Raw genomic sequence first — 24,655 nt, 5'->3', positions numbered from 1 at the left:
GCAGCCGGTACCATCGGCTTACAATGGGGGCTACCGTGGGCAGTCTAGCCGACCATCACGGTTGGTTTGTCCGGCGACGCAAGGAGTGAGGTGTGGCGGTAATGCAGCAAATCCAGGCCGAGGTGGATCGTTACCCGCTCGTGCTGTTCATGAAGGGCACCCCGCAATACCCCATGTGCGGCTATTCCAGCCGCGCCGTGCAGGCCTTGATGGCCGCAGGCGCCGTGGCGCTGCGCACGGTCAATGTGCTGGAAGAGCCCGAGATCCGCGCCAACCTGCCGCGCTTCTCCAATCTGCCCACCTTCCCGCAGCTGTTCATCAACGGTGAGTTGATCGGCGGCTGTGACATCGTCATGGAACTGTTCGAAGCCGGCGAGCTCAAGCGCATCGTCGAAGAGGCTGCGCAGGGATGAGCGCCTGGCCATCGACGTCACCGGCAGACGGGGCGCTCGATCGCCGCCCGTTGCAGGATCGCGTGGTGCTCGTTGCCGGCGCCGGTGGTGGGCTGGGGAGTGCCGCCGCTGTGGCTGCCGCCGAGGCGGGAGCGACCGTGGTCCTGTTGGGGCGCAAGCCACGACGGCTGGACCGGGTCTACGCCCAGGTGCAGGCGGTCGGGCCGGAACCCCTGTTGTACCCGTTGGACCTGGAAGGTGCAGGTCCTGACGACTATGCCGAACTGGCCCAGGCCGTGGCGCAGGAGCTGGGACGTCTTGATGGCCTGCTGGTCTGTGCAGCGCACTTTCCCGGCCTGACCCCGTTCGAGCTGGCCGACCCGGCCAGTTTCGCCCGTGCCGTGCACGTCACCCTGACCGCTCCTGCCTGGCTGGCCCAGGCCTGCCTGCCGTTGCTGCGCCAGCGTGAAGATGCGGCGCTTGTGTTCACCGTCGATGCCCCCGAACGGGTGGGGCAGGCGTACTGGGGCGGCTATGGCGCCGCCCAGCACGGTCTGCGCGGGCTGATCGGCAGCCTGCATGACGAGCTGGCCCGCAGCCCGGTGCGGGTAAGTGGCCTTTACCCCGGCCCCTTGCGTACTGCCCTGCGGGCGCGGGCCTATTCGATCGACCAGGACCCGGCCGCGCGTGGCCCGGAGGCTGCCGCTGCGGCGGCCGTGACCCTGTTGTCCGCCGCTGGACAGGCGTGGCGGGGGCAGGTGTTCGATGCGGGCAATCCGCCATCGACGGGTGAAGACGTTCGTAAAGCGGAATGAAGATCCCGTCACGATAGCGTTGCGATCCGGTGCCGTTTGTCGCACAACCGTCACATTGAAAGCGTAGCGTGTTAATCTAGTGTTAACCGTTGCGGCAGCTGCCGTTCACGGTAGGGAACCCCAGATAAATGTCCGAACAGCCGCCCGCAAGGCTGCTTGGATGCGCTTTTTTTCCGCCATCGCCAACTCGCATCGAGGCTACCGAACAATGACTCACCCATTCCGGATGTCCAAGCTCACCCTTGGTCTCGTGGCTGCGCTCGCCGCCGCTCCCGCCTTCGCCCAGAGCACCTCTGCCGGTGTCGGCGGCCAGGTCGTGTCCCGCGCCGGCCAGCCCGTCGCCGGTGCTGAAGTCACCATCACCCACACCGAGTCGGGCACCGTTTCGCGTGCCACCACCGATGCGGCGGGTCGTTACAACGCGCGCGGCCTGCGCGTGGGCGGTCCGTACTCGATCACCATCACCAAGCCGGGTGAAGGCACCAAGACCGAAGATGGCGTCTACCTGGGCGTGAACCAGACCGGCACCATCAACGCCACCTTGGCCGGCGACCTCGCCGCGACCAACCTGGACACCGTGCAGGTCACCGCTGTCGGCGGCGGCTCGGAAGTGTTCAGCGCCACCAAGATGGGTTCGGGCACCAACATCAGCCAGCAGCAGATCGAAGTTGCGCCGTCCATCGGCGGCAACATCCAGGATCTGATGCGTCTGGATCCGCGCGTGACCTTTATCGATCGCGCCTCGGGCTCGATCTCGGCCGGCGGCCAGAACCCGCGCTTCAACTCGATCAGCATCGACGGCGTTTCGGCCAGCGATACCTTCGGCCTGGAAGGCAACAACATGCCGACCCGCCGCCAGCCGGTCGCGATGGAAGCCATCGAAGCGCTGGACATCAACCTGTCCAACTACGACGTCAGCATCGCTGCCGCTGCCGGCGCTACCGTCAACGCGGTGACCAAGTCGGGTACCAATGAATTCCACGGTTCGGTGTACGGCACCTACCGTGACGGCGACTGGTTCGGTGACAACCCGGAAGGCCAGCCGTTCAAGGGCTTCACCAAGGAAGAAACCTACGGCATGACCTTGGGCGGTCCGATTATCAAGGACAAGCTGTTCTTCTTCGCCAACTACGAAAAGTTCAAGCAGGCCGCGCCGGGCGCCGACCTGAGCGGAACCGCGCTGGGTAAGGCCAATGCGCAGTTCACCATGGCCGACGTGACCCGCGCGCAGCAGATCGCGCAGGGCTACGGCATCAACGCCGGTGGCCTGGAAAGCAACGGCGACACGGAGATGGAAGAGTACGCGCTGAAGCTGGACTGGAACATCAGCGAAAACCACCGTGCCAACATCCGTTACAGCAAGATCGACCAGAGCAAGCTGCGCATCAACGGCATGACCACCAGCTCTGCCTCGCTGAGCTCGTACTGGTACCAGCATGACAAGACCAACGAGAGCTACGTCGCCCAGCTGTTCAGCGACTGGACCTCGAACTTCTCGACCGAACTGAAGGCCTCGTACCGCGAGTACTCGGCGATCCGCAACGTGTCCACCGATGCGCCGAGCATCCGCATCTTCTTCGGCGGCAACCAGGGTTCGCCGTCGGGTGACTCGCTGTACCTGGGTACCGAAGTCAACTCGCAGAACAACATCCTGGAAACCAAGGCGTGGAACTACTACGCCGCCGGTACATGGACCCTGGGCAACCACGATGTCAAGTTCGGTGCGTCGTACGACACCAACGACATCTACAACTACTTCGGCGCCAACTCGTGGGGTGCCTACACCTTCTACGGTCTGGACAACTTCGCCGCTGGCCGCTGGAGCAGCTACAACTACAATCCGGAGCGTACCCCGGGCTCGATTCCGGCTGACTACAAGTTCAGCAACCTGGCCCTGTTCGTGCAGGACACCTGGTATGTCAACAACAATCTGACCCTGACCCTGGGCGTGCGTGGCGACCGTGCTGACACCAGTCCGGCCCCAGCCTACAACGCTGCGGCGTCGACGTTCTTCGGTCGCAACAACAGCGATGTGCTGAGCAACAAGTTCCTGATCCAGCCGCGCTTCGGTTTCAACTACACCTTCGACAGCGAGCGCCCGACCCAGCTGCGCGGTGGCGTGGGCCTGTTCCAGGGTGATGCCCCGCAGGTGTGGCTGAGCAACAGCTATTCGGCGACCGGCTTCAACAATTCGGTCTACGCTTACACCTCCAACAACCCGGCGCTGCCGTTCAACCCGAACAAGGACAGCCAGCCGGTCCCGACCACCCCGGGCTCGAATCGTCAGAACGTCAACTTCGTCGGCAGCGACTTCAACATGCCGTCGGTGTACAAGGCCAACCTGGCCTTCGACCATGAGACCCCGTGGTACGGCATCGTGGCTTCGGCCGAGCTGCTGGTCACCAAGGTGAAGGACGCGCTGTACTACAAGAACCTGAACCTGGGTCCGGTGCAGCAGCTGGGTCCGGACGGCCGTGCGCTCTACTACGCAGCGGCACGCAACGGCAACCTCTGGACCAATAACGACGCACGCGCCGGGCGTAATGGTGCCTACGACTCGGTGTACGAAATCGCCAACACCGACAAGGGCCGTACCTCGCAGTTCACCGTGTCGTTGAGCAAGCCGTGGTCGGAAGCCAGCGACTGGTCCTGGAACATCGGCTACACCTACACCGACGCCACCGAAGTGGGCTCGCTGACCAGCTCCACCGCCAGCTCGGGCTGGGGCTACCAGTACGCCTTCAACGCCAACAGCGAAACCGAGAACACCTCGCGCTACGAGATCCGCGACCGCCTGTCGGGCTCGCTGAACTGGAAGCACAAGTTCTTCGGCGACTACGAAACCAAGGTGGGCCTGGTGTACGAAGGCCGTAGCGGCCGTCCGTACAGCTACGTCTACGTCAACGACGCCAACGGCGACAGCCGTAGTGCGAACGACCTGTTCTACGTGCCGAACCGGGGCGATGTGCTGTTCGGTGACATCAACAAGGACACCGGTCGGTTCACCGCCAACCCGGAAATGGAGAAGTCGTTCTACGAGTGGCTGGCCGCCAACCCGCAGCTGGCCAAGTATGCGGGTAGCTACGCTCCGGCCAACCAGTTCCGTACCGGCTGGATCAACACCTTCGACATCCGCATCAGCCAGCAGCTGCCGGGCTTCATGAAGGGTCACAAGTCGGAAGTGTGGCTGGACATCCAGAACGTCGGCAACATGCTGAACAAGAAGTGGGGCAACATCTACGACTACGGCTTCTTTGCCGATGCGCGTGTGGCCACCCTGCAGGGCATGAAGGACGGCAAGTACGTGTACAACTTCCGCGGCGCTGACCTGCCGGCGGTGGCAAACAATGACGCAGACGGCTTTGATGTCGGTGTGTCGCAGTGGTCGCTGCAGCTGGGCTTCCGCTACCAGTTCTGATGAACTGACGTAGCAACAGCTGTGCACGGAAACGGCCGGGGAAACCCGGCCGTTTTCCGTTCAGGCGAAAGTCCTTGCGGGGGTGCCTGCATCGGCGTAGCATCCAGACACGTGCGCGGCGCAGATGCCGCCGAAGCGGTCCCGAAGCGGCGAACGCGGGACGCACCTATCCAACGGTCGGGCTTCCCGGCCGTTTTGCTTTTTAAGGGGGCGGCAGTACAGTCGGACACCTTAAAGGAAGCAGAAAAGTGGATATGACAACGAACGAAAAGGCAGCGCGGACGCTGCCGGTGCAGGACGCGCGGATCTACCCGCGTGGTGGCCTGGATGTGCTGTCGCGGGCTGAGGTTGCGCGCTTGCGCGATGCCTCCGGCGGCGGCATGCACGAGCTGCTGCGCCGCTGCGCGCTGGCCGTGCTGACCAGTGGCAGTGCTTCCGATGATCCGCGCGCGGCGCGCGATCTCTATCCCGACTTCGACATCCAGGTGGCGCAGCAGGATCGCGGCGTGCGCATCGACCTGGCCAATGCGCCGGCGATGGCGTTCGTCGATGGCGAAATCATCCGCGGTGTCGCCGAACTGTTGTTTGCGGTGGTCCGCGACCTGGCTTACATGGCCATCGAGATGGGCCCGGCCTACGCGGCCGAGCTGGAGTCGTCCGAGGGCATCACCAATGCGGTGTTCGGGCTGCTGCGCAACGCGCGCATCCTCAACCCGGGTGACCCGAACCTGGTGGTCTGCTGGGGCGGCCACTCGATCTCGCGCGACGAGTACCTGTATACCAAGCAGGTCGGTTACGAGCTGGGCCTGCGCGGCCTGGACATCTGCACCGGCTGCGGCCCGGGCGCGATGAAGGGCCCCATGAAGGGGGCCACCATCGCCCATGCCAAGCAGCGCCGGACCGTGACGCGCTACATCGGCCTGACCGAGCCGGGCATCATCGCCGCCGAGTCGCCGAACCCGATCGTCAACCACCTGGTGATCATGCCGGACATCGAGAAGCGCCTTGAGGCCTTCGTCCGCATCGGCCACGGCATCATCGTGTTCGCCGGTGGCGTGGGTACTGCCGAGGAAATCCTCTACCTGCTCGGCATCCTGCTGCGCGAGGAGAACAAGGATCTGCCGTTCCCGCTGATCCTGACCGGCCCGACCGTTGCCGCGCCGTACTTCGAGCAGATCGACCGCTTCATCCGCCTGACCCTGGGCGACGCTGCGGCAGAGCGCTACGAAATCGTCATCGGCGACCCGGTGGCGGTGGCCAAGAAGATGTCGGCCGGCATCAAGCGCGTGCGTGAGCATCGCCTGGCGCAGAAGGACTCGTTCTTCTTCAACTGGTCCATCGAGATTCCGTGGGAATACCAGCAGCCGTTCGTGCCGACGCACGAAGCGATGGCGGCGCTGGACCTGCACCACGGGCGCGCACCGCACGCGCTGGCCGCCGACCTGCGCCGGGCGTTCTCGGGCATCGTCGCCGGCAACGTGAAGGAAGACGGCATGCGCCGCATCGAGGAGTTCGGGCCGTTCCAGATCCATGGCGACCCCGACATGATGCAGGCCCTGGACGCGCTGCTGCGTGCCTTCGTCGAGCAGCGCCGGATGAAGATCTCCGGCGAGTACCAGCCCTGCTACCAGGTGCTGGCGTAAGCGAGGCGAGGGCAGCTGGACGGCGCGGCGGGGACCGCGCCGGACCGGCCGGGGCAGGGCGGGTCGTCAAGCCTTTGACGCCCGTCGCCCGGATCTGACCGTTCATCCTGCCGCCGCTTGCCGGCGGCAGGCCGGTGCGCCATCGTGGCCACCAACACGCTGGGGAGCGTCCAATGTCATCGCGCCGGTCCAATGGCTTCACGCTGGTCGAACTGATGGTCACCATTGCGGTGGTCGCCATTCTCGGCACCATTGCGTTTCCGAGCTTCCAGAGCACGATCCGCTCCAACCGGATCGCTACCGCCGGCAATGAAATCACCGGCCTGTTGTCGCTCGCCCGCAGCGAAGCGGTCCGTAACAAGAGGGGAGGCGGCATCTGCGGCAGCTCCAACGGCACCAGCTGCGATAACTCCTGGTCCTCGGGCATGCTGGCCTGGGCCGACGTCAATGGCGATGGCAGCAAGGGCAGCGATGAAGCCGTGCTCCGTTTCGTCGCCGTCAGCGCAGATTCGGTCACGGTCACCGGTCCGGGTGCCGTGGTCAGCTTCGACAACCGGGGGCGACGCCGCGCGGCCACGACCCAGGAAATCGTGCTGCAGCCGGTCAAGTGCGGCAGCGATACCCTTCGGCGCACCCTGACCATCAACGCGGCTGGCCAGATCACTTCCACCAAGGCTGCCTGCCAATGACCCGTCGTCTTCCTTCTTTTTCGCGGCGGCAGGCGGGTTTCAGCTTGCTCGAAGTGCTGATCGCCATCCTCGTACTCGCGTTCGGCCTGCTGGGCTTCGCCCTGCTGCAGACCATGAATGTACGTTTCGTGCAGAGCTCGAACTACCGCACGCAGGCGACCAACCTGGCTTATGACCTGCTCGACCAGATGCGCAGCAACCGCTACCAGGCCGGTTGGTACACCAATGCCGCGTTCGCAGCCAATTCGATCAAGGCCAGCAGCTGCACTCGTGTCTTGGGTGCTGACCAGGGTGTGGCCAGCAACATCACCCGCTGGCAGTGCCAGGTCGTGCAGGCGCTTGGCGAAGGCGCGAGCGCCACCGTGCAGAACGCCAATGGTCGGGTAACGGTGGGCATCACCTGGGGAGATCAGCGCTGGGATCCCCAGAATCCGGATGCACAGACCACCTTCACTCTGGTGTCGCAGCTATGAGTTGCTCTCCTTCATTCCGCCGCCAGGCGGCCGGCCTCTCGCTCATCGAAATGATGGTGGCCATGGTCATTGGCCTGGTGCTGATGCTGGGTGTGGTGCAGGTGTTCCTTGCTTCCCGCGTTGCGTCGCGGCTGGCTGAAGGCAATGCCCGGGCCCAGGAAAATGGCCGCTTTGCCCTGGAGTTCCTGCAGCGTGACATCCGCATGGCGGGCCACTTCGGCTGCGTGAACGACCAAGCGCATTTCGTCCGTGGTGAGGGCGATCCGACCGTTGACACTGGTGCGGTCACCGGTTCAGGGGATCCGCTGGATTTCAGCGTCAGCATCCAAGGTTATGAAGCACCCAACACCGCACCGGGAGCCACCCTGACACTGGGTGCCGGCTGGGCGACGCCGACCGGTCTGCCTGCGGCGATCACCGCGCTCAAACCACGCGGTGGCAGCGACATCCTGGTGCTGCGCTACCTGGCCAGCGAAGGTGTGCCGGTAACCTCGCTGCTGCCGAGCGCCAACAGCGTGGTGGGCTTCGACGGTACCGCCGGGACGCGCCTCCTCGAGGGGGGCGTCAGCGCCCCCAATCTGTTCGGCGTGGCCGACTGCAGCCACGTCAATGTGTTCAAGGGCACATACGCCGCAGGAAAAGTGACTGCCGCAGGCTCCAACCTGAACCGCTACACGGTGCAACCCACCGGCCAGACCATGATCTATCGAGCCGAATCGGTGGTGTACTTCGTGGGGACCTCGGGCACCACCGGTGAACCGGCGTTGATGCGCGCTCGTTCCGATGGCAACAACGGTTACAGCGCAGCCGAGGAGCTCGTTGAGGGCATCGAGAGCATGCAGTTGCTGTTCGGTCTGGACAGCAATGCCGACATCACATCTGCCTCGCCGCCGACCGGCAACATCACGACGCAGGCCATCGCCAGTGGCGTGACCACCGCCGCCAATGCCGCAGGCGCCGGACAGTGGCGGCGTGTCGGCCAGGTTCAGGTCGGCATCCTGGCCCGCAGCCCTCAACCTTCCCAGGCCGAGGCGCCGACCGACGCAGTCAACTATCCGCGTGCGCTGGGCGTGGGCTTCGCGCCGGCGGCGCAGAGCGATACACGCTACCGCGCCACCTACGAATCCACCATCGCCCTGCGCAATCGCCTCTTCGGGAACTGACGCCATGAACACTCGACCCCGTATGCGTCCGATGCCGCGCCAGCAGCGCGGTGCCGTGCTGTATGTGGCGCTGATCATGCTGATCCTGCTGGCGCTGATCGGTATCGCTGGCATGCAGGTGGCGGGCATGCAGGAAAAGATGGCCGCCAACTACCGTGCGACCAACGTCGCCTTCCAGAACGCGGAGGGTGTGACCCGGCGCAGCGAGATGGCGATCGAGAGCATCGCCAACCGTACAGCCGCCGCCAGCAATGCGCCCCTGGTGGCGACCGATATCCAGGAAAACTGCGACATCGCCTTCGATCCGGTGGCCTGGGCGCGCGCGCGCCCGCTGACGACTGCCCAGGCAGTCAACGTGCGTCGCATCGATTCCTGCGTCATCGGTGGCGGGTCACTGTCGATGGGCAAGCCGCTCGACCCGGTTACTCCGATCTACCAGATCACCACCTTCGCCACCGATACCCCGACGGACTCCTCGTCTACGGCATCGGTCGATACCATCTTCAAGCTCTGAGGCCGCCGGCATGTCCCGTCGTACTTCCCGGATCATCGCCGCGTCCGCGCTCGCCATGCTTGGTGCCGGCGGCTACTTCGCCTACAACCTGTTCGCCGCACAGGGGCAGGGTGACCTGGCGCAGGCGCCGCTGAACAACACTACGTCGATCCAGCCAGCCTTCATCATGGCAGTGGATGATTCCAACTCGATGACGTTCGAGCGCATCTTCCGCGGTGGCGACGGCCGGATGCAGTGGAATGGAAGCAGCTTCTTCAGCTCGGCCGGCGTGTTCTACAACGTGGGCGAGGGCTGCTCGAACAACTCCACCGATTGCTATCTCTACCTGTTCCCGCATTCGAACTTCAATACGTCCTACTCGCCCGGGCGCGCCATTCCTCCGATCGATGCGTTCGGTTTTGCCCGCTCGCCGACCTACAACGCCGGTTACTACAATCCGGCGGTGACTTATGAGCCGTGGAGTCTGCCGCAGCGTGATGCCAACAACGCCACTCTCTGGCAGCCGGCGTCCTTCGGTGCGGCGCGCGTGGATCCGCGCGATTCGACGTTGTATGGCAGTGATTTCTACACGGGCTACAACACGGTGTACGACCTTGCCTACCGGCAGGTCAATGGTGAAGCCTTCCAGTTCCTGAGCGGCATGACCATTCCGTCCGGTACCCGATACCGTTCCAACGGCCGCAGCTGCAATTCGAACAGCAGCAATGGCCTGCCCAGCTCCGGCAACAACTGGACCAATCTGGGCAGTGACGTGACGGTGCGTGCGGACTGCACGGTGCAGATCGCCTACGTGCCAGCCACCTTCTACCTGCCGGTCGATCAGGCCGCGCCCGCAGGCTATCTCACCAGCGATGCCAACCGGCCGATCGTCAGCGACGCCTGTGGCCCCGGCTGCAACATGCGCCGGTACCAGATCCTGCCGGAGAACTACGGAGCAAATACGACGCAGCTGGCGGATGCGCAGAAGAACTTCGCCAACTGGTTCCAGTACCACCGCAACCGCATCCTGTCGATGGTGGGTTCGTCCTCGCATGCCATGTTCGGCGTGGAGAACATGCGGGTGGGTTACTTCACCATCAACAACCGCCAGGACGTGACGATGTATGACGTCGCGACCCAGCGTCCAGATCTATTCGGGCAGATCTACCGGCTCAAGCCCAACGGCGGTACGCCGAACCGTCAGGCCGTGGCTTTCCTGGGCGAGCAGTTCCGCCGTACCGACGCCGGGGCTCCGGTGATCCGCGCCTGCCAGAAGAACGGCGGAATGCTGTTCACCGACGGCTACACCAACGTCAACAACTCTGCTGGCGGTTACGGCAACGCTGACTCGGCAGGCGGCACCCACTTCCCCGGTGCGCCCTTTGCTGATGGCTACAGCAATACCATCGCCGATATTGCCGCTTCCTATTACGCAGGGCCCTCGACGCCATTGCGGTCGGGTAGCAGTTTCCAGGCCGGGCTCGTGCCCGTGCCGGAGCAGTGCAAATCGCTCAGCCAGACGTCGCCGGACTGGAAGCGCCTGGACTGCCAGACCAACCTGCACATGAACTTCTACGGCGTCACTCTCGGTGCACAGGGCCTGATTTACGAGGTCAACCAGGCCGCGACCAGTGATCCTTACGCCAATCCGCCAAGCTGGAATTCCAATGGCGATCCGCTCAGTGATGACGATGGCCGCGTGATCGATGAACTTTGGCATGCGGCGATCAACAGCCGTGGTGAATTCATCAACGCGAAGACGCCCTCGGACGTGACAGATGCAATGCGTCGTGTGCTCTCTGCGGTCGGTTCGGGTTCCTCGCCGTCCGGCACGTTTGCCCTCAGCGGCGCGCGTATCGGCGCCGGTTCGCTGACGGTCACACCGATGTACGACGTGCAGAACAATGGCACGGACTGGTACAGCCGCCTGACGGCAAGCAGTGTGTCGGTGAATCCGACCACCCGTGAAGCCCAGTATTCGACGATGTGGGAGGCCAGTGCGCAGATTCCGGCCGCTGCTGCACGCAACGTGTATTTCGACGATGGCACCAGCGTGCGTAGATTTGACACCAGCACGGTTACGCTGGCTGGGCTGTGTGGGCTGTCCAATAGTCTGTATCCGTCACAGTCGATCTGTACGACGGCCAACCTGACGGCGCTGGGGGCCACTGCCGCATCGGCAGCCAATTATCTTCTGGGCGATACCTCGGGCGAGGTGCGCAACAACGGCAAACTGCGCGACCGTACCACCGTGCTGGGCGACATCGTCAATTCGACCCCGGTCATCAGTGCCCCGGTCGACGACTTCGGCTACCGGGCCCTGGGCGGTACGCTGGCCTCCAGCTACATCACCTACCTGAACTCCAAGCGTTCCAACAATCGCTATGTGGTCTATGCGGGCGCCAATGACGGCATGCTGCACGCCTTCGATGGCGGAATGGACGCGGCGGGTACCACCGGCGGCAATGGTGGTCGCGAACTGTTCGGCTACATCCCGGCCACGTCTTACGGGCACATGGGCAACCTGCTGCTGCCGTATGACCCGGCCAAGAAGAACGCACAGCCGTTCGTCCACAAATACTTCGTGGATGGGCCGCTGACCGTTGGCGATACTTTCTATGGCACGTCCTGGCACACGACACTGGTGGGGAGTACCGGTGCCGGTGGTCGCGGTGTATTCGCGCTGGATGTGACCACGCCGGGCAGCTTCGCGGCCGGTAATCGCCTCTGGGAGATCAACGATCTGGCGGGTGATGCGGCCGTCCGCGCCAACATCGGACACGTTCTGGGCAAGCCGGTGATCGTGCCGGTACGTGCAGCCGATGGCACGGTCAGCTGGAAGGCAATCTTCGGCAACGGCTATTCCAGTGCCAGTGGCAAAGCGGTGCTGTTCGTGGTCGACATCGGCACCGGCGCGCCCACGGTGCGCATGATCGAGGCCAGCGAAGCCAACTCGACGATTGCCGGGCGCAATGGCCTTGGCAACGTCGTGGTCCTTGATCGTGTCAACAATCTGGTCACTGACCCGGCAACGGGTGCGCCGGCGCGCGTGCGCGACGGATACGCCGATACCGTGTACGCGGCCGACCTGAAGGGCGCAGTGTGGAAGTTCGATCTGCTGTCCAGTGCCACCTCGGTGACCGTGCCGGTGTTCACTACCGGTACTTTCGTACAGAGCGGCTCGACCTATCGCCAGCCCATCACCGGCGGCCTGCAGGTTGCGTCGGGTGAAGCAGGGGGCGTGCTGGTGATGTTCGGCACCGGTAGCTTCTCGTTCAACGATGACACCTTGCCGGTGTCCTATACGCAGGTCCAGAGCCTCTATGGGTTCAACGACCAGGTCAATGGCGCGGTGACCACGACGTTGACGCGTGCCAACCTGACCTCCAATTCCGTGGTGACCAGCGGCAGCTCACGTACGCTGCAGGTGGGTACGCGACCGGCAGCGTCGGTCGGCTGGTATGTGGATCTTCCGGCCGGTGAACGCTCGGTAGGCTATCCGGAGCTCGCCTCGGGCATCCTGTTCATCCCGACCTACGCGCCACAGGAAGTCACCAGCGGCTGCAGCACCTCGGGTGCGAACTGGCTATTTGGCCTGAATCCCCGCAGTGGCATCGCCGGGCTCTCCGGCGCCCGTTCGGGGTCTCCAACGGGCATCTCGGCAGCCTCGGGCACCGCGGCGATCGCGTTGGCAACCTCGGGTACCGCACCGATCAAGGATGTGGGCGTGTCCGTCGTGCCGCGCCTGCAACCGCCCACCAATCCAGGCAGTGGCGCCGAGGTTCCGGGTGTGCCGCCGGGAGCGGGTTGCTGGATGGCTGTCAGCGTTTCCGGCGCTCCCCCCCTGTACGTACCGTATCCCTGTGGCCGCCAGTCCTGGCGCCAGATCCAGTAAGCAATGGAGATTCCCGCGATGTCACCGAGTCTTTCCCGGATGCCGGCCCCCCGTTCCCTGCTGGCGCGTGCGCCCGGATTCACCCTGATCGAGCTGATGATCGTAGTGGCCGTGGTGGCCATCCTGGCAGCCGTGGCCTATCCGTCCTACGCCGACCAGGTGCGGAAGTCGCGCCGGGCACAGGCCAAGGCGGACCTGGTGGAATACGCGCAGTCGGCCGAGCGTTCGCACACCACCAACAACACGTATGCCAATTTCCGTTTCAGCAATGGAGCGACCTCCATCCAGTCGCCGCGCGAAGGCGGGACGGCGTACTACACCGTCAGCATCCAGGCGGCGCAGGGGACGTTCACATTGACGGCGGCTCCGCAGGGTACGCAGACCAAGGACAAATGCGGCACGCTCACCGTGAACCAGGCCAATGTGAAGACGCCGGCCGCGTCGACGGTGGCTGGCTGCTGGTGATGGCTGCGTGGGGTGTTGCATCTCTGTGAATCAGCTACTAGAATGCGCGTCCCCGCCCGAATAGCTCAGCCGGTTAGAGCACTTGACTGTTAATCAGGGGGTCGTTGGTTCGAGTCCAACTTCGGGCGCCAGATCCTGCAGAAGCCGCGAGAAATCGCGGCTTCTGCTTTTCTGCGGGCACGCGATGGCAGGGTGAGCGCGGCGCAGTTCAGCAAGGTGCCTGTTCGGTCGAGCGTAGCGAGCGTACGCGGCCGGTGTTGCTGACCACGACTTCAGCACGTATCTGCCCATGCTGGCAGATAACGATGCGGGCGTTGCTGCCTGCACTGCGTCCATTCGCGCGGAACACGATCTGTGGACGGCCATGGGTGGCAAACGCACTCAGTGAGCGGTGGCTGTCCAGTACCCTGGCGGCCAGTGGTTCAGGCGCCGACGCCTCTGCGCCGCGCCAGCGCTCCGGAAGAAGCAACCAGCCGCGACCCCAGTTGTCTCCACAGGTGCGGCCGTCGTCGCTGGGGCAGGCCACAACGCCTTGGCGACGCTCAAGCGCGGTGCTGCGTGCCAGATTCATCGCGCTGTGCAACTGCAGCCGCAACTGATCCGATCGCAGGCGATCCAACATGTCGCTGGCCGGAGCGAACGCCACGCTCGCGAGAATTGCCAGGACGGCAACAGTGACCAGTATTTCCGTGAGGGTATGGCCGCGAAGTCGGGACATCTGCATGGCGGGGTCCAAAGGCTGGCAAGTACCCAGCCTCCGCTGCGCCGCGGGGTTCCGCTATCGGTGCACCCCCTTCCCTGAATCAGAATCTCCATCAACCGGCCGTCACCAATGCGGCCGCTATACTCAACCTTCCCGAGACCTGGCAGCACCATGAGCGACAGTTTTCAACTTGTCTCGCCGTATTCGCCGGCGGGCGACCAGCCCGATGCCATCGCCAAGCTGACCAGCAATTTCGAGGCTGGCGTGGCCAAGCAGACCCTGCTGGGCGTGACCGGCTCGGGCAAGACCTACACCATCGCCAACGTCATCCAGCAGATCCAGAAGCCGACGCTGATCATGGCGCCGAACAAGACCCTGGCAGCGCAGCTGTACGGTGAGTTCAAGGCGTTCTTCCCGCACAACGCGGTGGAGTACTTCGTCAGCTATTACGACTACTACCAGCCGGAAGCCTACGTGCCGTCGTCGGACACCTTCATCGAGAAGGACAGTTCGATCAACGAGCACATCGAGCAGATGCGGCTGGCGGCGACCAAGACCCTGCTGTCGCGACCGGATGCGATCGTGGTGGCGACCGTTTCGGCCATCTACGGTCTGGGCGCACCGGAAGACTACCTGTCGCTGCGCTTGATCCTGTCCAAGGGCGAGCGCATCGACCAGCGCGACCTGATCAATCACCTGACCCAGCTGCAGTACACGCGCAATGAATACGAGCTGCAGCGCGGCACCTTCCGCGTGCGCGGTGAAGTGATCGACGTATTCCCGGCAGAATCGGACAGTGAAGCCCTGCGCATCGAACTGTTCGATGGCGAAGTCGAGAAGATCACGATGTTCGATCCGCTCACCGGCGAGACCATGCGCAACCTGATGCGCTTCACGGTGTACCCGAAGACCCACTACGCCACCACGCGCGAACGGGTGCTGGCAGCGGTGGAGACCATCAAGGTCGAGCTGAAGGAGCGGCTGGAACAGCTGTACGCGCAGAACAAGCTGGTCGAGGCGCAGCGCCTGGCCCAGCGCACCCAGTTCGACCTCGAAATGATGGCCGAAGTGGGCTTCTGCAATGGCATCGAGAACTACTCGCGGCACTTGACCGGCAAGAACGCGGGCGAGCCGCCGCCGACCCTGTTCGATTACCTGCCGGCCGATGCGTTGCTGGTGATCGACGAATCGCACGTGACCATTCCGCAGATCGGCGCCATGTTCAAGGGCGACCGTTCGCGCAAGGAAACCCTGGTCGAGTTCGGCTTCCGTCTGCCGTCGGCGCTGGACAACCGTCCGCTGCGTTTCGAGGAATGGGAGGCGCGCTGCCCGCGCAGCATCTATGTCTCGGCGACGCCGGGCCCTTACGAATTCCGTGAGGCCGGTGAGGACATGGCCGAGCTGGTGGTGCGCCCGACCGGCCTGATCGATCCGGTGGTGGAGATCCGCCCGGTCGGCACCCAGGTCGATGACCTGATGAGCGAGGCCAACGAGCGGATCAAGGCCGGTGACCGCGTGCTGGTCACTACCCTGACCAAGCGCATGGCCGAGAACCTCACCGAGTATCTGACCGAGCACGGCATCCGCGTGCGCTACCTGCACTCGGACATCGATACCGTCGAGCGCGTGGAGATCATCCGCGACCTGCGCCTGGGCAAGTTCGATGTGCTGGTCGGCATCAACCTGCTGCGCGAGGGGTTGGACATGCCCGAGGTCTCGCTGGTGGCGATCCTGGATGCGGACAAGGAGGGCTTCCTGCGCTCGACTGGTTCGTTGATCCAGACCATCGGCCGCGCGGCCCGCAACGTGCGCGGCAAGGCGATCCTGTATGCGGACAGGATCACCCGTTCGATGCAGGCGGCGATTGACGAGACCGACCGTCGTCGCGCCAAGCAGGTCGAGTACAACCAGGAACACGGCATCATTCCGCGCTCGGTCCTGCGGCCGATTGTCGACGTGCTGGAAGGCGCGCGTTCGGATGCTGCCGAGAAGGAAGCCAAGAAGGGCAAGGGCAAGGGGCGGGCGGGTGTGGCCGAAGACACGGCCGACTACCGTTCGCTCAGCCCGGCGCAGTTGGCCGCTCGCCTCAAGGCCCTAGAGCAGCGGATGTACCAGCATGCCAAGGACCTGGAATTCGAGGATGCCGCCCGGGTCCGCGACCAGATCAGGCAGCTGAAGGAAGCCAGCCTGGGCTGAACGCGGTAAAGCGGCTTTTCTTCACAAAAGTATTGCGCTTGCCGGTCGTCGTCCGTAATATACGCGGCCTGCACCGACGCAATCGCGGCGCTGCAGAAGCAACAAACGGGCGGTTAGCTCAGCGGTAGAGCACTACCTTGACATGGTAGGGGTCACAGGTTCGAACCCTGTACCGCCCACCACGAAGTCCCCCAGGGGGCTGTCGTGAGCATGAAAAGCCCGGCCCTGGCGCCGGGTTTTTACGTAGAAGCACCAGCCTGCGGGCTGTACGGAATTTTTGGGCGGTTAGCTCAGCGGTAGAGCACTACCTTGACATGGTAGGGGTCACAGGTTCGAACCCTGTACCGCCCACCACCGGTTCCCGGCATCGCCGGAGCAGCGGTGGACACGATGAAAGCCGGCCTTGGGCCGGTTTTTTTGTGCCTGCAATTTGCGCTCGTCTGCGCCTGGCCGGTTGCTGTCATCGTCAACCGCGTTGCTCGACACTGGCGCTGCGCTGCAGCTGCCAATGACCATCCACGCGCTGCCACAGCTGCATGAGGCCCCGGGAGTGCGTTTGCCCGCGCTGTCCCGCAGGCGCTTCAGCGTGCACGCGACCATGGGCCACCTGCAGTACGCGGTCCGCACTCAAGCGCAGGATCTGCACGCTCTGGCTGTCCGTCTGGCCGTGCGTGTCTGGCTCGCTGGCGGCACGCTGGGCATCGGCCTGCAGGATCTGCAATCGCAGCGAATCGCTTCCGTTGTCGGCGTCACGGTTGCATAGACCGGCCATCAACAGCAGCAAGGCAAGCATCGGCATGGCACGGTGCTCCGGAGAAGGGAGTCCAGCGTTGCACTGCGGCCTGTGGTGTGAAACCGGTATCCGACGAAGGCGGGAAAAGTGCGTGCCAACGAGAGCCAGCAAGGATGAATCCGGGCTGGGTCGGGGCAGCTGCAGGTCACTGCCATGAAAAAGGCCGGGCCGCCTGTGAAGGCAGTCCGGCCTATTTGCCCGGAAGTGACCCCGTTGGCCGGGAAGCCTGGGCTCAGGTCACGACATGGCTGGAACCTTCAGGCAGGCTCAGAGCGGATCGCAGCAGAGGCGAGGGCCGGACCAATGCCCTGAACCGCCGTACGGGCAACCGGGGGTGTACTCACAGCCCGGGGCGAACCCGGCCTTGGCCGGCGTGGCGAAGGCCTGCGCGGCACCGAATGACATGGCGGCAACCACGACGATGCCGGCAATGGACGAGAACAGCTTCTTCTTTCCGATCATCTGTATCTCCTTTGCAGAGCGTCGAGGTGGATCACATGGGATCGCAGCAGACCAGCAGGCCGTGAGAGCCGGCATTGCCGTACGGGCAGCTGGGATGTTCCTTGCAGCCCGGTTCGAAGCCGGTCTTCACTGGAGTGGCGAAGGCCTGAGCGGCACCGAATGACATGGCGGCAACCACGACGATGCCGGCAATGGACGAGAACAGTTTCTTCTTTCCGATCATGTGTATCTCCTTGGAATGGCGATGGAACATGAGGTCACCGCTTGCGGGGCGGTGTCGAAGCGGAATCAGTTGGCGACGCAGCAGATGCGCGTGCCGCCGGCGCGGCCATTGCCGCCGAACATGCACCCGGGGGTATCCACGCAGCCTGGCGCAAAGCCGGTCTTCACCGGTGTGGCGAAGGCCTGTGCGGCACCGAATGACATTGCAGCAACGATGACGATACCGGCGACGGACGAGAACAGCGTTTTCTTCCCGATCATGTGTATCTCCTTCAGTTGGTGTGGCTTCCCGGATTCATTGCCTTGGCGACGGCCTGTACCGTCTCTGTGTCGAGCTGGCCGACATGCTTGTAGACGACACTGCCATCCGCGGCGAGCACCATCAGCATCGGTGTCAGCGTGGCGCGGTAGCGCTTGGAGACTTCGCCCTGATCGTCGACGGCGATCGGAAACGCCAGCGCGTGTTTGCCGGCGTACCCGGCAAGCTGGTCATACGGTGGCAGGCCGACACCCACCAGTTCGGCGCTGCCGCGTGCAGCGGCGATCTGCTGCAGCTGTGGCACCGAGGCCAGGCAGTAGCGGCAGGCAGTAGAGAAGAAGTAGAGGATCTGCGGAACGGCGCGGGCGCCACCGATATCGACATGGGTCTGCTGCGTCGTCCGCAGCGTCAGCAGTTCAGGCCGGGTGCCGATGGCAGGACCATGTGCATCCAGCTGGGTCTGCTGCAGTTGCGCCGCCATCTGTTCGTTGACCTGCCGCAACTGGCGGTTCTGCCAGGAGAGCATGATGACCAGTGCGGCCAGCAGCAGGGCGACTACGGGAAACAGTGCACGCTTGAGCATCGATCATCCTTGAACGCCGCGTTGCATCGACCATACCGGAAACAGCAACAGGAATGTCAAGCTTTTGTATCATCGGTGACGCAGTTCCCAAACCACAGGACGCCACCATGAGTGACCATGCTCCCGTTTCACGGCCGAACCCGATCATCGATCTGCTGTTCGGCGGCAACATGCTGGAAGGCACCTTCAAAGCGGTGGTGTGGGTCGCACTTTTGTCTGCGGTTCTGGCCTGGACAACCTTCCGCTGACGGAATGCTCAGGCAGCAGTGAAGGCCTGCCGCAGGCTGCGCAGCGTTGCCTGCCGATACTCGGCCGCACACGGCTCGCCCATCTCCAGTTCCTGCAGGCGCAGGCCGACCAGGGTCATCGACAGGGCATAGCCGCGCGCCGCATCGGCAGCGCGCGACAGGCCAAGTGCACGTCGGGTCAGTGCATCGACATGATCCATGTCCGGCAGCAGGCCGAGGTAGGCGCGCTCGGCGCTGTCCAGATCCGGTGCGCGCAGGATCGCGTTGGCATCGGCGGTGGGGGTGACGGCGGCCATGCGGGATCCTTGTTGTCCGTGGGGCGGATGCAGGTTCGGTCAGAACGCGCGCATCAGCGAGATGAAAGCGGATGTCTGGCTGCTGCGTCGTGCCATCGGGCTGTCCTCGACGGCATCACCGAACCACTGGTTGGCGACCACGCCGGTCGCACGCCATTTCGTGCCCAGTGGCGTGCTGACCGCGATCTGCAGGCTCGGCGAGGTGGCACTGCCGGGTTTGTAGACTGCCAGCCCGGAGCGCAGGGCCTCCTCGTCGCTGATGCCGTAGTAGTAGTCGAGCAGGCGGGCGCTGGAATGCACCACGCCCACGCGTGGCACCCAGGTGAAGCGACCGGCCTGGATCGGATAGCTGTAATGCAGGCTTGATTCAACACCGCCGCCATGCCCGCTCACTTCGCGCTTCACGCTGGCCGCCACCGCACCCCAGTCCGCACTGTAGTCGGCGTTGATGCCGACCATCGCCGACATCTGCCGGCTGTGCAGGCGGCGCAGCTGCGGATCGTTCACGTCGTCGGTCTTGAAGCGCAACGTGTAGGGCGTAGCCACGGCCGACACGCGCAGGCCATCGGCCTTGTAGAGGTTCATGCCGAGCGAGCCAGGGCTGGCGAAGAAGCGCTTGCCCTGCCAGGACAGCGCCGGCAGCACCAGCGGCTTGTCGTCATAGTGCGCATAGGCGCCGGTGGTCGCGCCGAAGGTGATGCCGGCCTGTACGCCCGGGGACTGTTCCTGCGCGTTTGCCAGCAGCGGCGTGGAGAGAGCGACGGTGCACAGCAGGGGGCGCAGCAGGGCGGGGGGCAGCGAGGTCATCAACGTACTACTTTGCGGGGATGGCGGTGCATGCTGCGCGCACAACATTGTCGGAACATTGCGCAGGCGCAATCTGCTGCATCGGCGCCACTTGCACGCCGAAGGCACTATGATCGGCACCGTTTCCGGTTGCCGAGCCCCCGATGCGCATTCTCCTGGTCGAAGATGACCCCGATCTCTCGCGAGCCCTGCAGTCCGGGCTTGAGCGCCAGGGTGTGGTCGCCGACGTGGTTGGCAGCCTGGCCGAGGCGGCGCTCGCCCTGCGTGAGCCGGTGCACCAGCTGATGCTGCTTGACCGGCAGCTGCCGGACGGTGATGGCGTGGGCTTCGTGGCGACCGCCCGTGCGCTGCGGCCGAACCTGGCGGTGATCATGCTCACCGCCAAGGGCGGGCTGTCGGACAAGGTGGAGGGGCTGGATGTCGGCGCCGACGACTACCTGGTCAAGCCGGTGGCGATCGAAGAGCTGATGGCGCGCATCCGCGCCGTATCGCGTCGACCGTCGGCGATGGTGACCCCCCGGTTGCGGCTGGGCCGGCTGGAGTTTGATTTCGAATCGCTGCAGGCGCAGGTGGATGGACAGCCGGTCGCATTGCCGCGGCGACAGGTGCTGGTGCTGCAGGCGCTGGCGATGCGGCAGGGTCGCACGGTCACCCGTAGTGCGCTGGAAGCGGCGGTGTACGGGTTCGATGATGAGATCCAGTCCAATGCGCTCGACGCGCATATCTCCAAGCTGCGCAAGGCGCTGCAGCAGGCCGGGGCGGGCGTGGAGATCCACGTGATCCGCGGCGTCGGCTACCTGCTGGCGGAGGCCTGAGATGGCACGACCGATCCGTTCGATCACCCTGGGGCTGGCGTGGCGGTTGTTCCTGGCGCAGGCCTTCACCGTGTTGTTTGCCGTGGTCGCGCTGATCCTGACCTGGGGTGACAAGGACACCTGGGGCATGGACATGTTCATGGCCGAGAGCGCGGCCAACGCCGTGCACAGCGAAGGTGGTCGGCTGGTGCTGGACGAGGTGCGCTGGCAGAAGCTCGACGCGCGTGCCGGTGGCAACCTGTGGTTCGCGGCAGTCGACGATCGCGGCGCATGGCTGCAGCGCGGCACGCTGCCTGCCATCCACGCGCCGCTGCTGGCCCGCCTGCCGACACTGGGCGCCACCGAGCTGGGGTCGCTGGTACCGCCGTACCTGGACGTGGCCCGGGTGATGATCCGCAATGAAGACGGACGCCGCATCACGGTGATGGTGGGCGGGGCGCCGAAGGGCGGCCTGCTGGATGGCGCTTTGATGGTGCTGCGGTTGATCGGCCTGTGGTTCTTCCTGCCATTGATCGTCGTCACGCTGCTGGTGATGCCGACGGTGATCCATCGCGCCATGCGTGGCGTGCGCCGGTCGGCGCAGCAGGCCAAGGAACTGGATATCGGCCAGCCTGGAGCGCGCCTGGACGCGCAGCTGGTGTCGACCGAGGTGGCGCCTCTGGTCGAAGCGTTCAACGATGCGATCGACAAGGTGCAGCAGGGCTACGCAGCACGCGACAAGTTCTTGGCCGATGCCGCGCATGAACTGCGGGTACCGATTGCAGTGGTGCAGGCGCGCTTGTCGCAGTTGCCGCAGGGGGAGCTGAAATCGCAGTTGCTGACCGATGTCGCCCGTCTCGGCAACGTCGCCGAGCACCTGCTCGATCTGCAGCGCCTGGACAGGAACATCGCCGCGTTGCAGCGGCTGGACCTGGCGCATGTCGTGCGTGAAGCGGCCGCCGACCTCGCGCCGCTGGTCGTTGGCGCCGGCTATGGCTTCGAGGTGGATGCGCCGGAAACGCCGGTATGGATCCATGGCGATGGCCTGGCCCTGGGCAGGGTGATCGCCAACCTTGTGCACAACGCCATCGTCCACGGCGGCGGGCGCGGCACCATCTGCGTGCGTCTGGACCGGCAGGGCCTGCTGGAAGTCAGCGATCAGGGCGCCGGTGTGCCGGTCGGTGACCGCGAGGCGATCTTCGAGCCGTTCCACCGCCTGCGCGCCGCTGGCAGCGGCAGCGGCCTTGGCCTGCATCTGGTCAAGGAAATCGTGCAGCACCACGGCGGCACGGTGAGCGTGGGCGAGGCGGTCGGGGGCGGCGCCAGTTTCAGGGTCAACTTCCACCGCGGCAGCGTGCGGCGCTAGTGGGGCGCTGACAGAAGCACACGGCGTTGCCTGATGGTTGCGTGAGGCTGCTCCTCGGCACGCTGTGGCGATGGTTGTCGACCGGACCTCGTCGCCCTTGCTGGGCCCCGCATGCGCTGCCGCTCTGGTCATTGGCGCGCTGGCCTGCGTGCTGTTGCCGGCGTTGCCACCGCTATGGGCATCTGTTCCGGCCGCCGCCGTGGCTGCGCTGGGCTGGGTGCTGCGCTGGCGCGGGCGCGCGGCGGCTGCGCTGCTGTTCGGCCTGACCTGGACGTGCTGCCATGGGTATTGGGCACTGCAGGCGCAGCTGCCGGCCGGTGCTGCTGCGCAGGATGTGCTGGTCCGGGGTCAGGTTGTCGACCTGCCGAAGCAAGCGCCTGGATACACCCGGTTCGAGTTCCGGGTCGATGCGTCCGATGCGATGCCGATGCTGCGTGGCAAGCGGCTGCAGGTGCTCTGGCACGCGCCCCGCCGCGGGCCGGCCGACGCCGGGACTGATCAGAGACATCGCCTGCACGCTGGCGCGGACTGGCAGTTGTCACTACGCGTGCGACCGCCGCGCTCACGCATCAACCCGGGTGGCTTCGATGGCGAACGGCATGCGCTGCTGCGTGGGCTGGCAGCGAGTGGCAACGTGCGTGATGCTCGCATTACGCGGCTGCTGCGTCCCGCACATGGTCTGCCCGCCTGGCGCGAGCGCACCAGTGCGGCCATCGCCAGGCAGATCGCACATCCCTCGGCGCGGTTCATCCAGGCTCTGGCGCTGGGCGATACGCGTGGCCTGTCCGATATCGACTGGGCGCAGCTGCGCGCGCTGGGCCTGACCCATCTGATCGCCATTTCCGGCTTTCATGTCGGTCTGGCGGCAGGCTTCGCCGCATTGCTGTGTTCTGTTCTCTGGCGATCCTGGCCGGGGCTTGCCGGGTTCTGGCCACGACCGCAGGCGGCGGCCTGTGCGGCAGCGGTTGCAGCGGCCGGCTATGCCGTTGTTGCGGGCAGCGAGCTGCCGACCGTGCGCACCGCGTTGATGATCGCGGTGGTGGCCTTGGCGCGCGTCGTCCGCCGTCCGGTGACGGTGGCACAGGGCCTGGCGCTTGCCGCGCTGGCGATGCTGTTGCCGGCCCCGCTGTCGGTGCTGTCTGCGGGCTTCTGGCTCAGTTTCGGCGGCGTCCTGTGGTTGTTGTGGTGCCTGCCACAGGGACGGCCGAAGGGGTTCGCCGCAATGCTGCGCGGCGCTCTGGCAGGACAGGGGGTGGCCAGCGTCGCTCTGCTGCCGCTGGCAGTGGCGCTGTTTGGCGGCACCGCACGGCTGGGGCCGCTGGTGAACCTGCCGGTCATTCCGCTGTGGAGCCTGCTGGTAGTGCCTTTGGCTCTGCTGGGAACCGCTCTGGAGGCCCTGCGCAGCGGAGCAGGGCAGTGGCCTTGGCGCGCGGCAGCCTGGGTGTTCGATGCCAGTTGGCAGCTGATGCAGCCGCTGGCCGAGCACCCGCAGGCGATCTGGTGGCTGGCGCAGGGACCCGCATGGGCGCTGCCGGCGGCGTTGCTGGGGGTGTTCTGGTGGCTGTTGCCACGCGGTGCTGGCGCGGTGCTCGCCGGGTCATTGTTGTGCCTGCCGTTGCTGTGGCCGGCACGATCGGCGCCCCAGCAGGGCGAGCTGGAACTGGTGGTGCACGATGTCGGCCAGGGCACGGCGGTGCTGCTGCGGACCGCCCACCACGCACTCTGGTACGACGTCGGGCCGCCCGCAGGCAGCGAAGGCGAGGAGCGGATGCTGCTGCCGACGTTGCGCGCGTTGGGACAGGTGCCGCCGGCCCGGGTGATGATCAGTCACGACCACCTGGACCACAGCGGCAACCTCGCCGCGTTGCGCCGGCAACTGCCGGGTCTGGACGTGCTGGCGCCACGGGGCAGTGCGATTGCCCGTGCCGGCACCTGCCAAGCGGGGCTGCGCTGGCAATGGGACGGGGTCGATTTTCAGGTGCTGCACCCGCCTGCCGCCTTCCCGGCCGCCGGCAAGGGCGCCGACAACGAAGCCAGTTGCGTGCTGCGGGTCGCCAGCGCACACGGGGTGGTGCTGCTGCCCGGAGACATCGGCCGGCAGGGCGAGCAGGCCCTGCTGCAGGGCGCTGCCAATGCGCTGCGTGCGGACGTGGTGCTGGTGCCCCATCACGGCAGCGGAGGCAGCTCCACTGGGGGCTGGGTGAAGGCGGTGGCACCGCAGCTGGCGCTGGTCTCGGCCGGGCACCAGAACCGTTTTGGCCACCCGAAGCGTGACGTGGTGCAGCGCTGGCAGGCGGCCGGCGCCGAAGTGCTGTCCACCGCCGAGTCCGGCGCGATCCGCATATGGCTTGGCGCACAAGGCCTGCAGCTGCGTGAACAGCGTATCCACGCAGCCCGGTGGTGGGATGCCGCTGGGCGGGCACGGTCGGCTGCTATCCTATCGCCGATCGAACAAGCGGCCGTTGGGCCGGAGGGTTGAA

23 protein-coding genes and 3 tRNA genes are annotated in these 24,655 nt (G+C 65.1%); 18 read left to right on the top strand and 8 right to left on the bottom strand.

Annotated elements, in window-relative coordinates; translation table 11 throughout:
* Positions 1-92: 92 nt before the first annotated feature.
* The 11 genes from grxD to AC27VL_RS02645 all read left to right on the top strand — a co-directional run bounded on the left by grxD (position 93) and on the right by AC27VL_RS02645 (position 13,577).
* Positions 93-413: a Grx4 family monothiol glutaredoxin gene (grxD, locus tag AC27VL_RS02695; RefSeq protein ID WP_025875264.1), complete on the top strand. Its 321-nt coding sequence runs from the start codon at positions 93-95 to the stop codon at positions 411-413.
* Positions 410-1,207: an SDR family NAD(P)-dependent oxidoreductase gene (locus AC27VL_RS02690; protein ID WP_488765481.1), complete on the top strand. Its 798-nt coding sequence runs from the start codon at positions 410-412 to the stop codon at positions 1,205-1,207. The genes grxD and AC27VL_RS02690 overlap by 4 nt, the downstream gene beginning before the upstream one ends.
* A 208-nt stretch (positions 1,208-1,415) precedes the next feature.
* A complete protein-coding gene (locus AC27VL_RS02685; protein WP_415846942.1) occupies positions 1,416-4,625 on the top strand; it encodes a TonB-dependent receptor in 3,210 nt (1,069 codons plus the stop codon).
* A 254-nt stretch (positions 4,626-4,879) separates the two neighbouring features.
* Positions 4,880-6,268 (top strand): nucleotide 5'-monophosphate nucleosidase PpnN, encoded by a 1,389-nt coding sequence (gene ppnN / locus AC27VL_RS02680; protein WP_089240035.1) that lies wholly within the window; start codon positions 4,880-4,882, stop codon positions 6,266-6,268.
* A 173-nt stretch (positions 6,269-6,441) separates the two neighbouring features.
* Complete coding sequence (locus tag AC27VL_RS02675) at positions 6,442-6,957, top strand: GspH/FimT family pseudopilin (RefSeq protein WP_191077588.1); 516 nt, start codon at positions 6,442-6,444, stop codon at positions 6,955-6,957.
* On the top strand, positions 6,954-7,430 hold the full coding sequence (pilV, locus tag AC27VL_RS02670) for a type IV pilus modification protein PilV (protein ID WP_100552083.1): 477 nt from the start codon (positions 6,954-6,956) through the stop codon (positions 7,428-7,430). Before AC27VL_RS02675 ends, pilV begins: the two co-directional genes overlap by 4 nt.
* A complete protein-coding gene (locus tag AC27VL_RS02665) occupies positions 7,427-8,593 on the top strand; it encodes a PilW family protein (RefSeq protein WP_180164298.1) in 1,167 nt (388 codons plus the stop codon). Before pilV ends, AC27VL_RS02665 begins: the two co-directional genes overlap by 4 nt.
* 4 nt (positions 8,594-8,597) lie before the next feature.
* The gene (locus tag AC27VL_RS02660; protein WP_488765478.1) at positions 8,598-9,107 is read left to right on the top strand and encodes a pilus assembly PilX family protein; all 510 of its coding nucleotides are present in this window, start codon (positions 8,598-8,600) and stop codon (positions 9,105-9,107) included.
* Positions 9,108-9,117: 10 nt separating this feature from the next.
* A complete protein-coding gene (locus AC27VL_RS02655; protein WP_488765477.1) occupies positions 9,118-12,981 on the top strand; it encodes a pilus assembly protein in 3,864 nt (1,287 codons plus the stop codon).
* A gap of 39 nt (positions 12,982-13,020) precedes the next feature.
* Positions 13,021-13,446, top strand: a complete 426-nt coding sequence (locus AC27VL_RS02650) for a type IV pilin protein (RefSeq protein ID WP_279324068.1) — start codon at positions 13,021-13,023, stop codon at positions 13,444-13,446.
* A gap of 54 nt (positions 13,447-13,500) precedes the next feature.
* Positions 13,501-13,577: transfer RNA gene (locus AC27VL_RS02645), tRNA-Asn, on the top strand.
* A 77-nt stretch (positions 13,578-13,654) separates the two neighbouring features.
* Here AC27VL_RS02645 and AC27VL_RS02640 read toward each other — a convergent pair.
* A complete protein-coding gene (locus AC27VL_RS02640) occupies positions 13,655-14,170 on the bottom strand; it encodes a GspH/FimT family pseudopilin (protein WP_100552087.1) in 516 nt (171 codons plus the stop codon).
* A gap of 150 nt (positions 14,171-14,320) precedes the next feature.
* Between AC27VL_RS02640 and uvrB the strand changes: the two genes are divergently transcribed.
* From uvrB to AC27VL_RS02625, 3 genes are all read left to right on the top strand, one after another.
* Positions 14,321-16,345 carry an excinuclease ABC subunit UvrB gene (uvrB, locus tag AC27VL_RS02635; RefSeq protein WP_180164302.1) on the top strand — a complete coding sequence of 675 codons (2,025 nt, stop codon included), beginning with the start codon at positions 14,321-14,323 and terminating at the stop codon, positions 16,343-16,345.
* A 107-nt stretch (positions 16,346-16,452) separates the two neighbouring features.
* Positions 16,453-16,527, top strand: a tRNA-Val gene (locus AC27VL_RS02630).
* A gap of 97 nt (positions 16,528-16,624) precedes the next feature.
* Positions 16,625-16,699, top strand: a tRNA-Val gene (locus tag AC27VL_RS02625).
* Positions 16,700-16,811: 112 nt separating this feature from the next.
* On the opposite strand, the gene AC27VL_RS02620 is transcribed toward AC27VL_RS02625, so the two are convergent.
* The 5 genes from AC27VL_RS02620 to AC27VL_RS02600 form a co-directional block, all read right to left on the bottom strand.
* Positions 16,812-17,144, bottom strand: coding sequence for a hypothetical protein (locus AC27VL_RS02620; RefSeq protein ID WP_100552089.1), 333 nt, complete (start codon positions 17,142-17,144; stop codon positions 16,812-16,814).
* Between the two features lie 261 nt (positions 17,145-17,405).
* Positions 17,406-17,600, bottom strand: coding sequence for a hypothetical protein (locus AC27VL_RS02615; RefSeq protein WP_312707155.1), 195 nt, complete (start codon positions 17,598-17,600; stop codon positions 17,406-17,408).
* Positions 17,601-17,631: 31 nt separating this feature from the next.
* Positions 17,632-17,823, bottom strand: a complete 192-nt coding sequence (locus tag AC27VL_RS02610) for a hypothetical protein (protein ID WP_488765473.1) — start codon at positions 17,821-17,823, stop codon at positions 17,632-17,634.
* Positions 17,824-17,888: 65 nt separating this feature from the next.
* Positions 17,889-18,083, bottom strand: coding sequence for a hypothetical protein (locus AC27VL_RS02605; RefSeq protein WP_025875233.1), 195 nt, complete (start codon positions 18,081-18,083; stop codon positions 17,889-17,891).
* A gap of 11 nt (positions 18,084-18,094) precedes the next feature.
* Positions 18,095-18,664 (bottom strand): TlpA family protein disulfide reductase, encoded by a 570-nt coding sequence (locus tag AC27VL_RS02600; RefSeq protein ID WP_375067441.1) that lies wholly within the window; start codon positions 18,662-18,664, stop codon positions 18,095-18,097.
* 107 nt (positions 18,665-18,771) lie between these two features.
* Between AC27VL_RS02600 and AC27VL_RS02595 the strand changes: the two genes are divergently transcribed.
* Entirely contained in the window at positions 18,772-18,912 is a 141-nt protein-coding gene (locus AC27VL_RS02595; protein WP_165780968.1) for a hypothetical protein, read from the top strand.
* 8 nt (positions 18,913-18,920) lie between these two features.
* On the opposite strand, the gene AC27VL_RS02590 is transcribed toward AC27VL_RS02595, so the two are convergent.
* Positions 18,921-19,208, bottom strand: a complete 288-nt coding sequence (locus AC27VL_RS02590) for a hypothetical protein (protein WP_025875229.1) — start codon at positions 19,206-19,208, stop codon at positions 18,921-18,923.
* A gap of 39 nt (positions 19,209-19,247) precedes the next feature.
* A complete protein-coding gene (locus AC27VL_RS02585; protein WP_488765471.1) occupies positions 19,248-20,015 on the bottom strand; it encodes a MipA/OmpV family protein in 768 nt (255 codons plus the stop codon).
* Positions 20,016-20,158: 143 nt separating this feature from the next.
* Between AC27VL_RS02585 and AC27VL_RS02580 the strand changes: the two genes are divergently transcribed.
* The 3 genes from AC27VL_RS02580 to AC27VL_RS02570 all read left to right on the top strand — a co-directional run bounded on the left by AC27VL_RS02580 (position 20,159) and on the right by AC27VL_RS02570 (position 24,654).
* Positions 20,159-20,830, top strand: coding sequence for a response regulator transcription factor (locus AC27VL_RS02580; protein WP_025875225.1), 672 nt, complete (start codon positions 20,159-20,161; stop codon positions 20,828-20,830).
* A 1-nt stretch (position 20,831) separates the two neighbouring features.
* Positions 20,832-22,175, top strand: coding sequence for a sensor histidine kinase (locus AC27VL_RS02575; protein WP_488765470.1), 1,344 nt, complete (start codon positions 20,832-20,834; stop codon positions 22,173-22,175).
* A gap of 70 nt (positions 22,176-22,245) precedes the next feature.
* Positions 22,246-24,654: a DNA internalization-related competence protein ComEC/Rec2 gene (locus tag AC27VL_RS02570; protein ID WP_488765469.1), complete on the top strand. Its 2,409-nt coding sequence runs from the start codon at positions 22,246-22,248 to the stop codon at positions 24,652-24,654.
* Position 24,655: the final 1 nt, after the last annotated feature.

Source organism: Stenotrophomonas sp. 14P6.2.3 (assembly GCF_057799055.1).
This window is presented reverse-complemented; position numbering and strand designations above follow the sequence as displayed.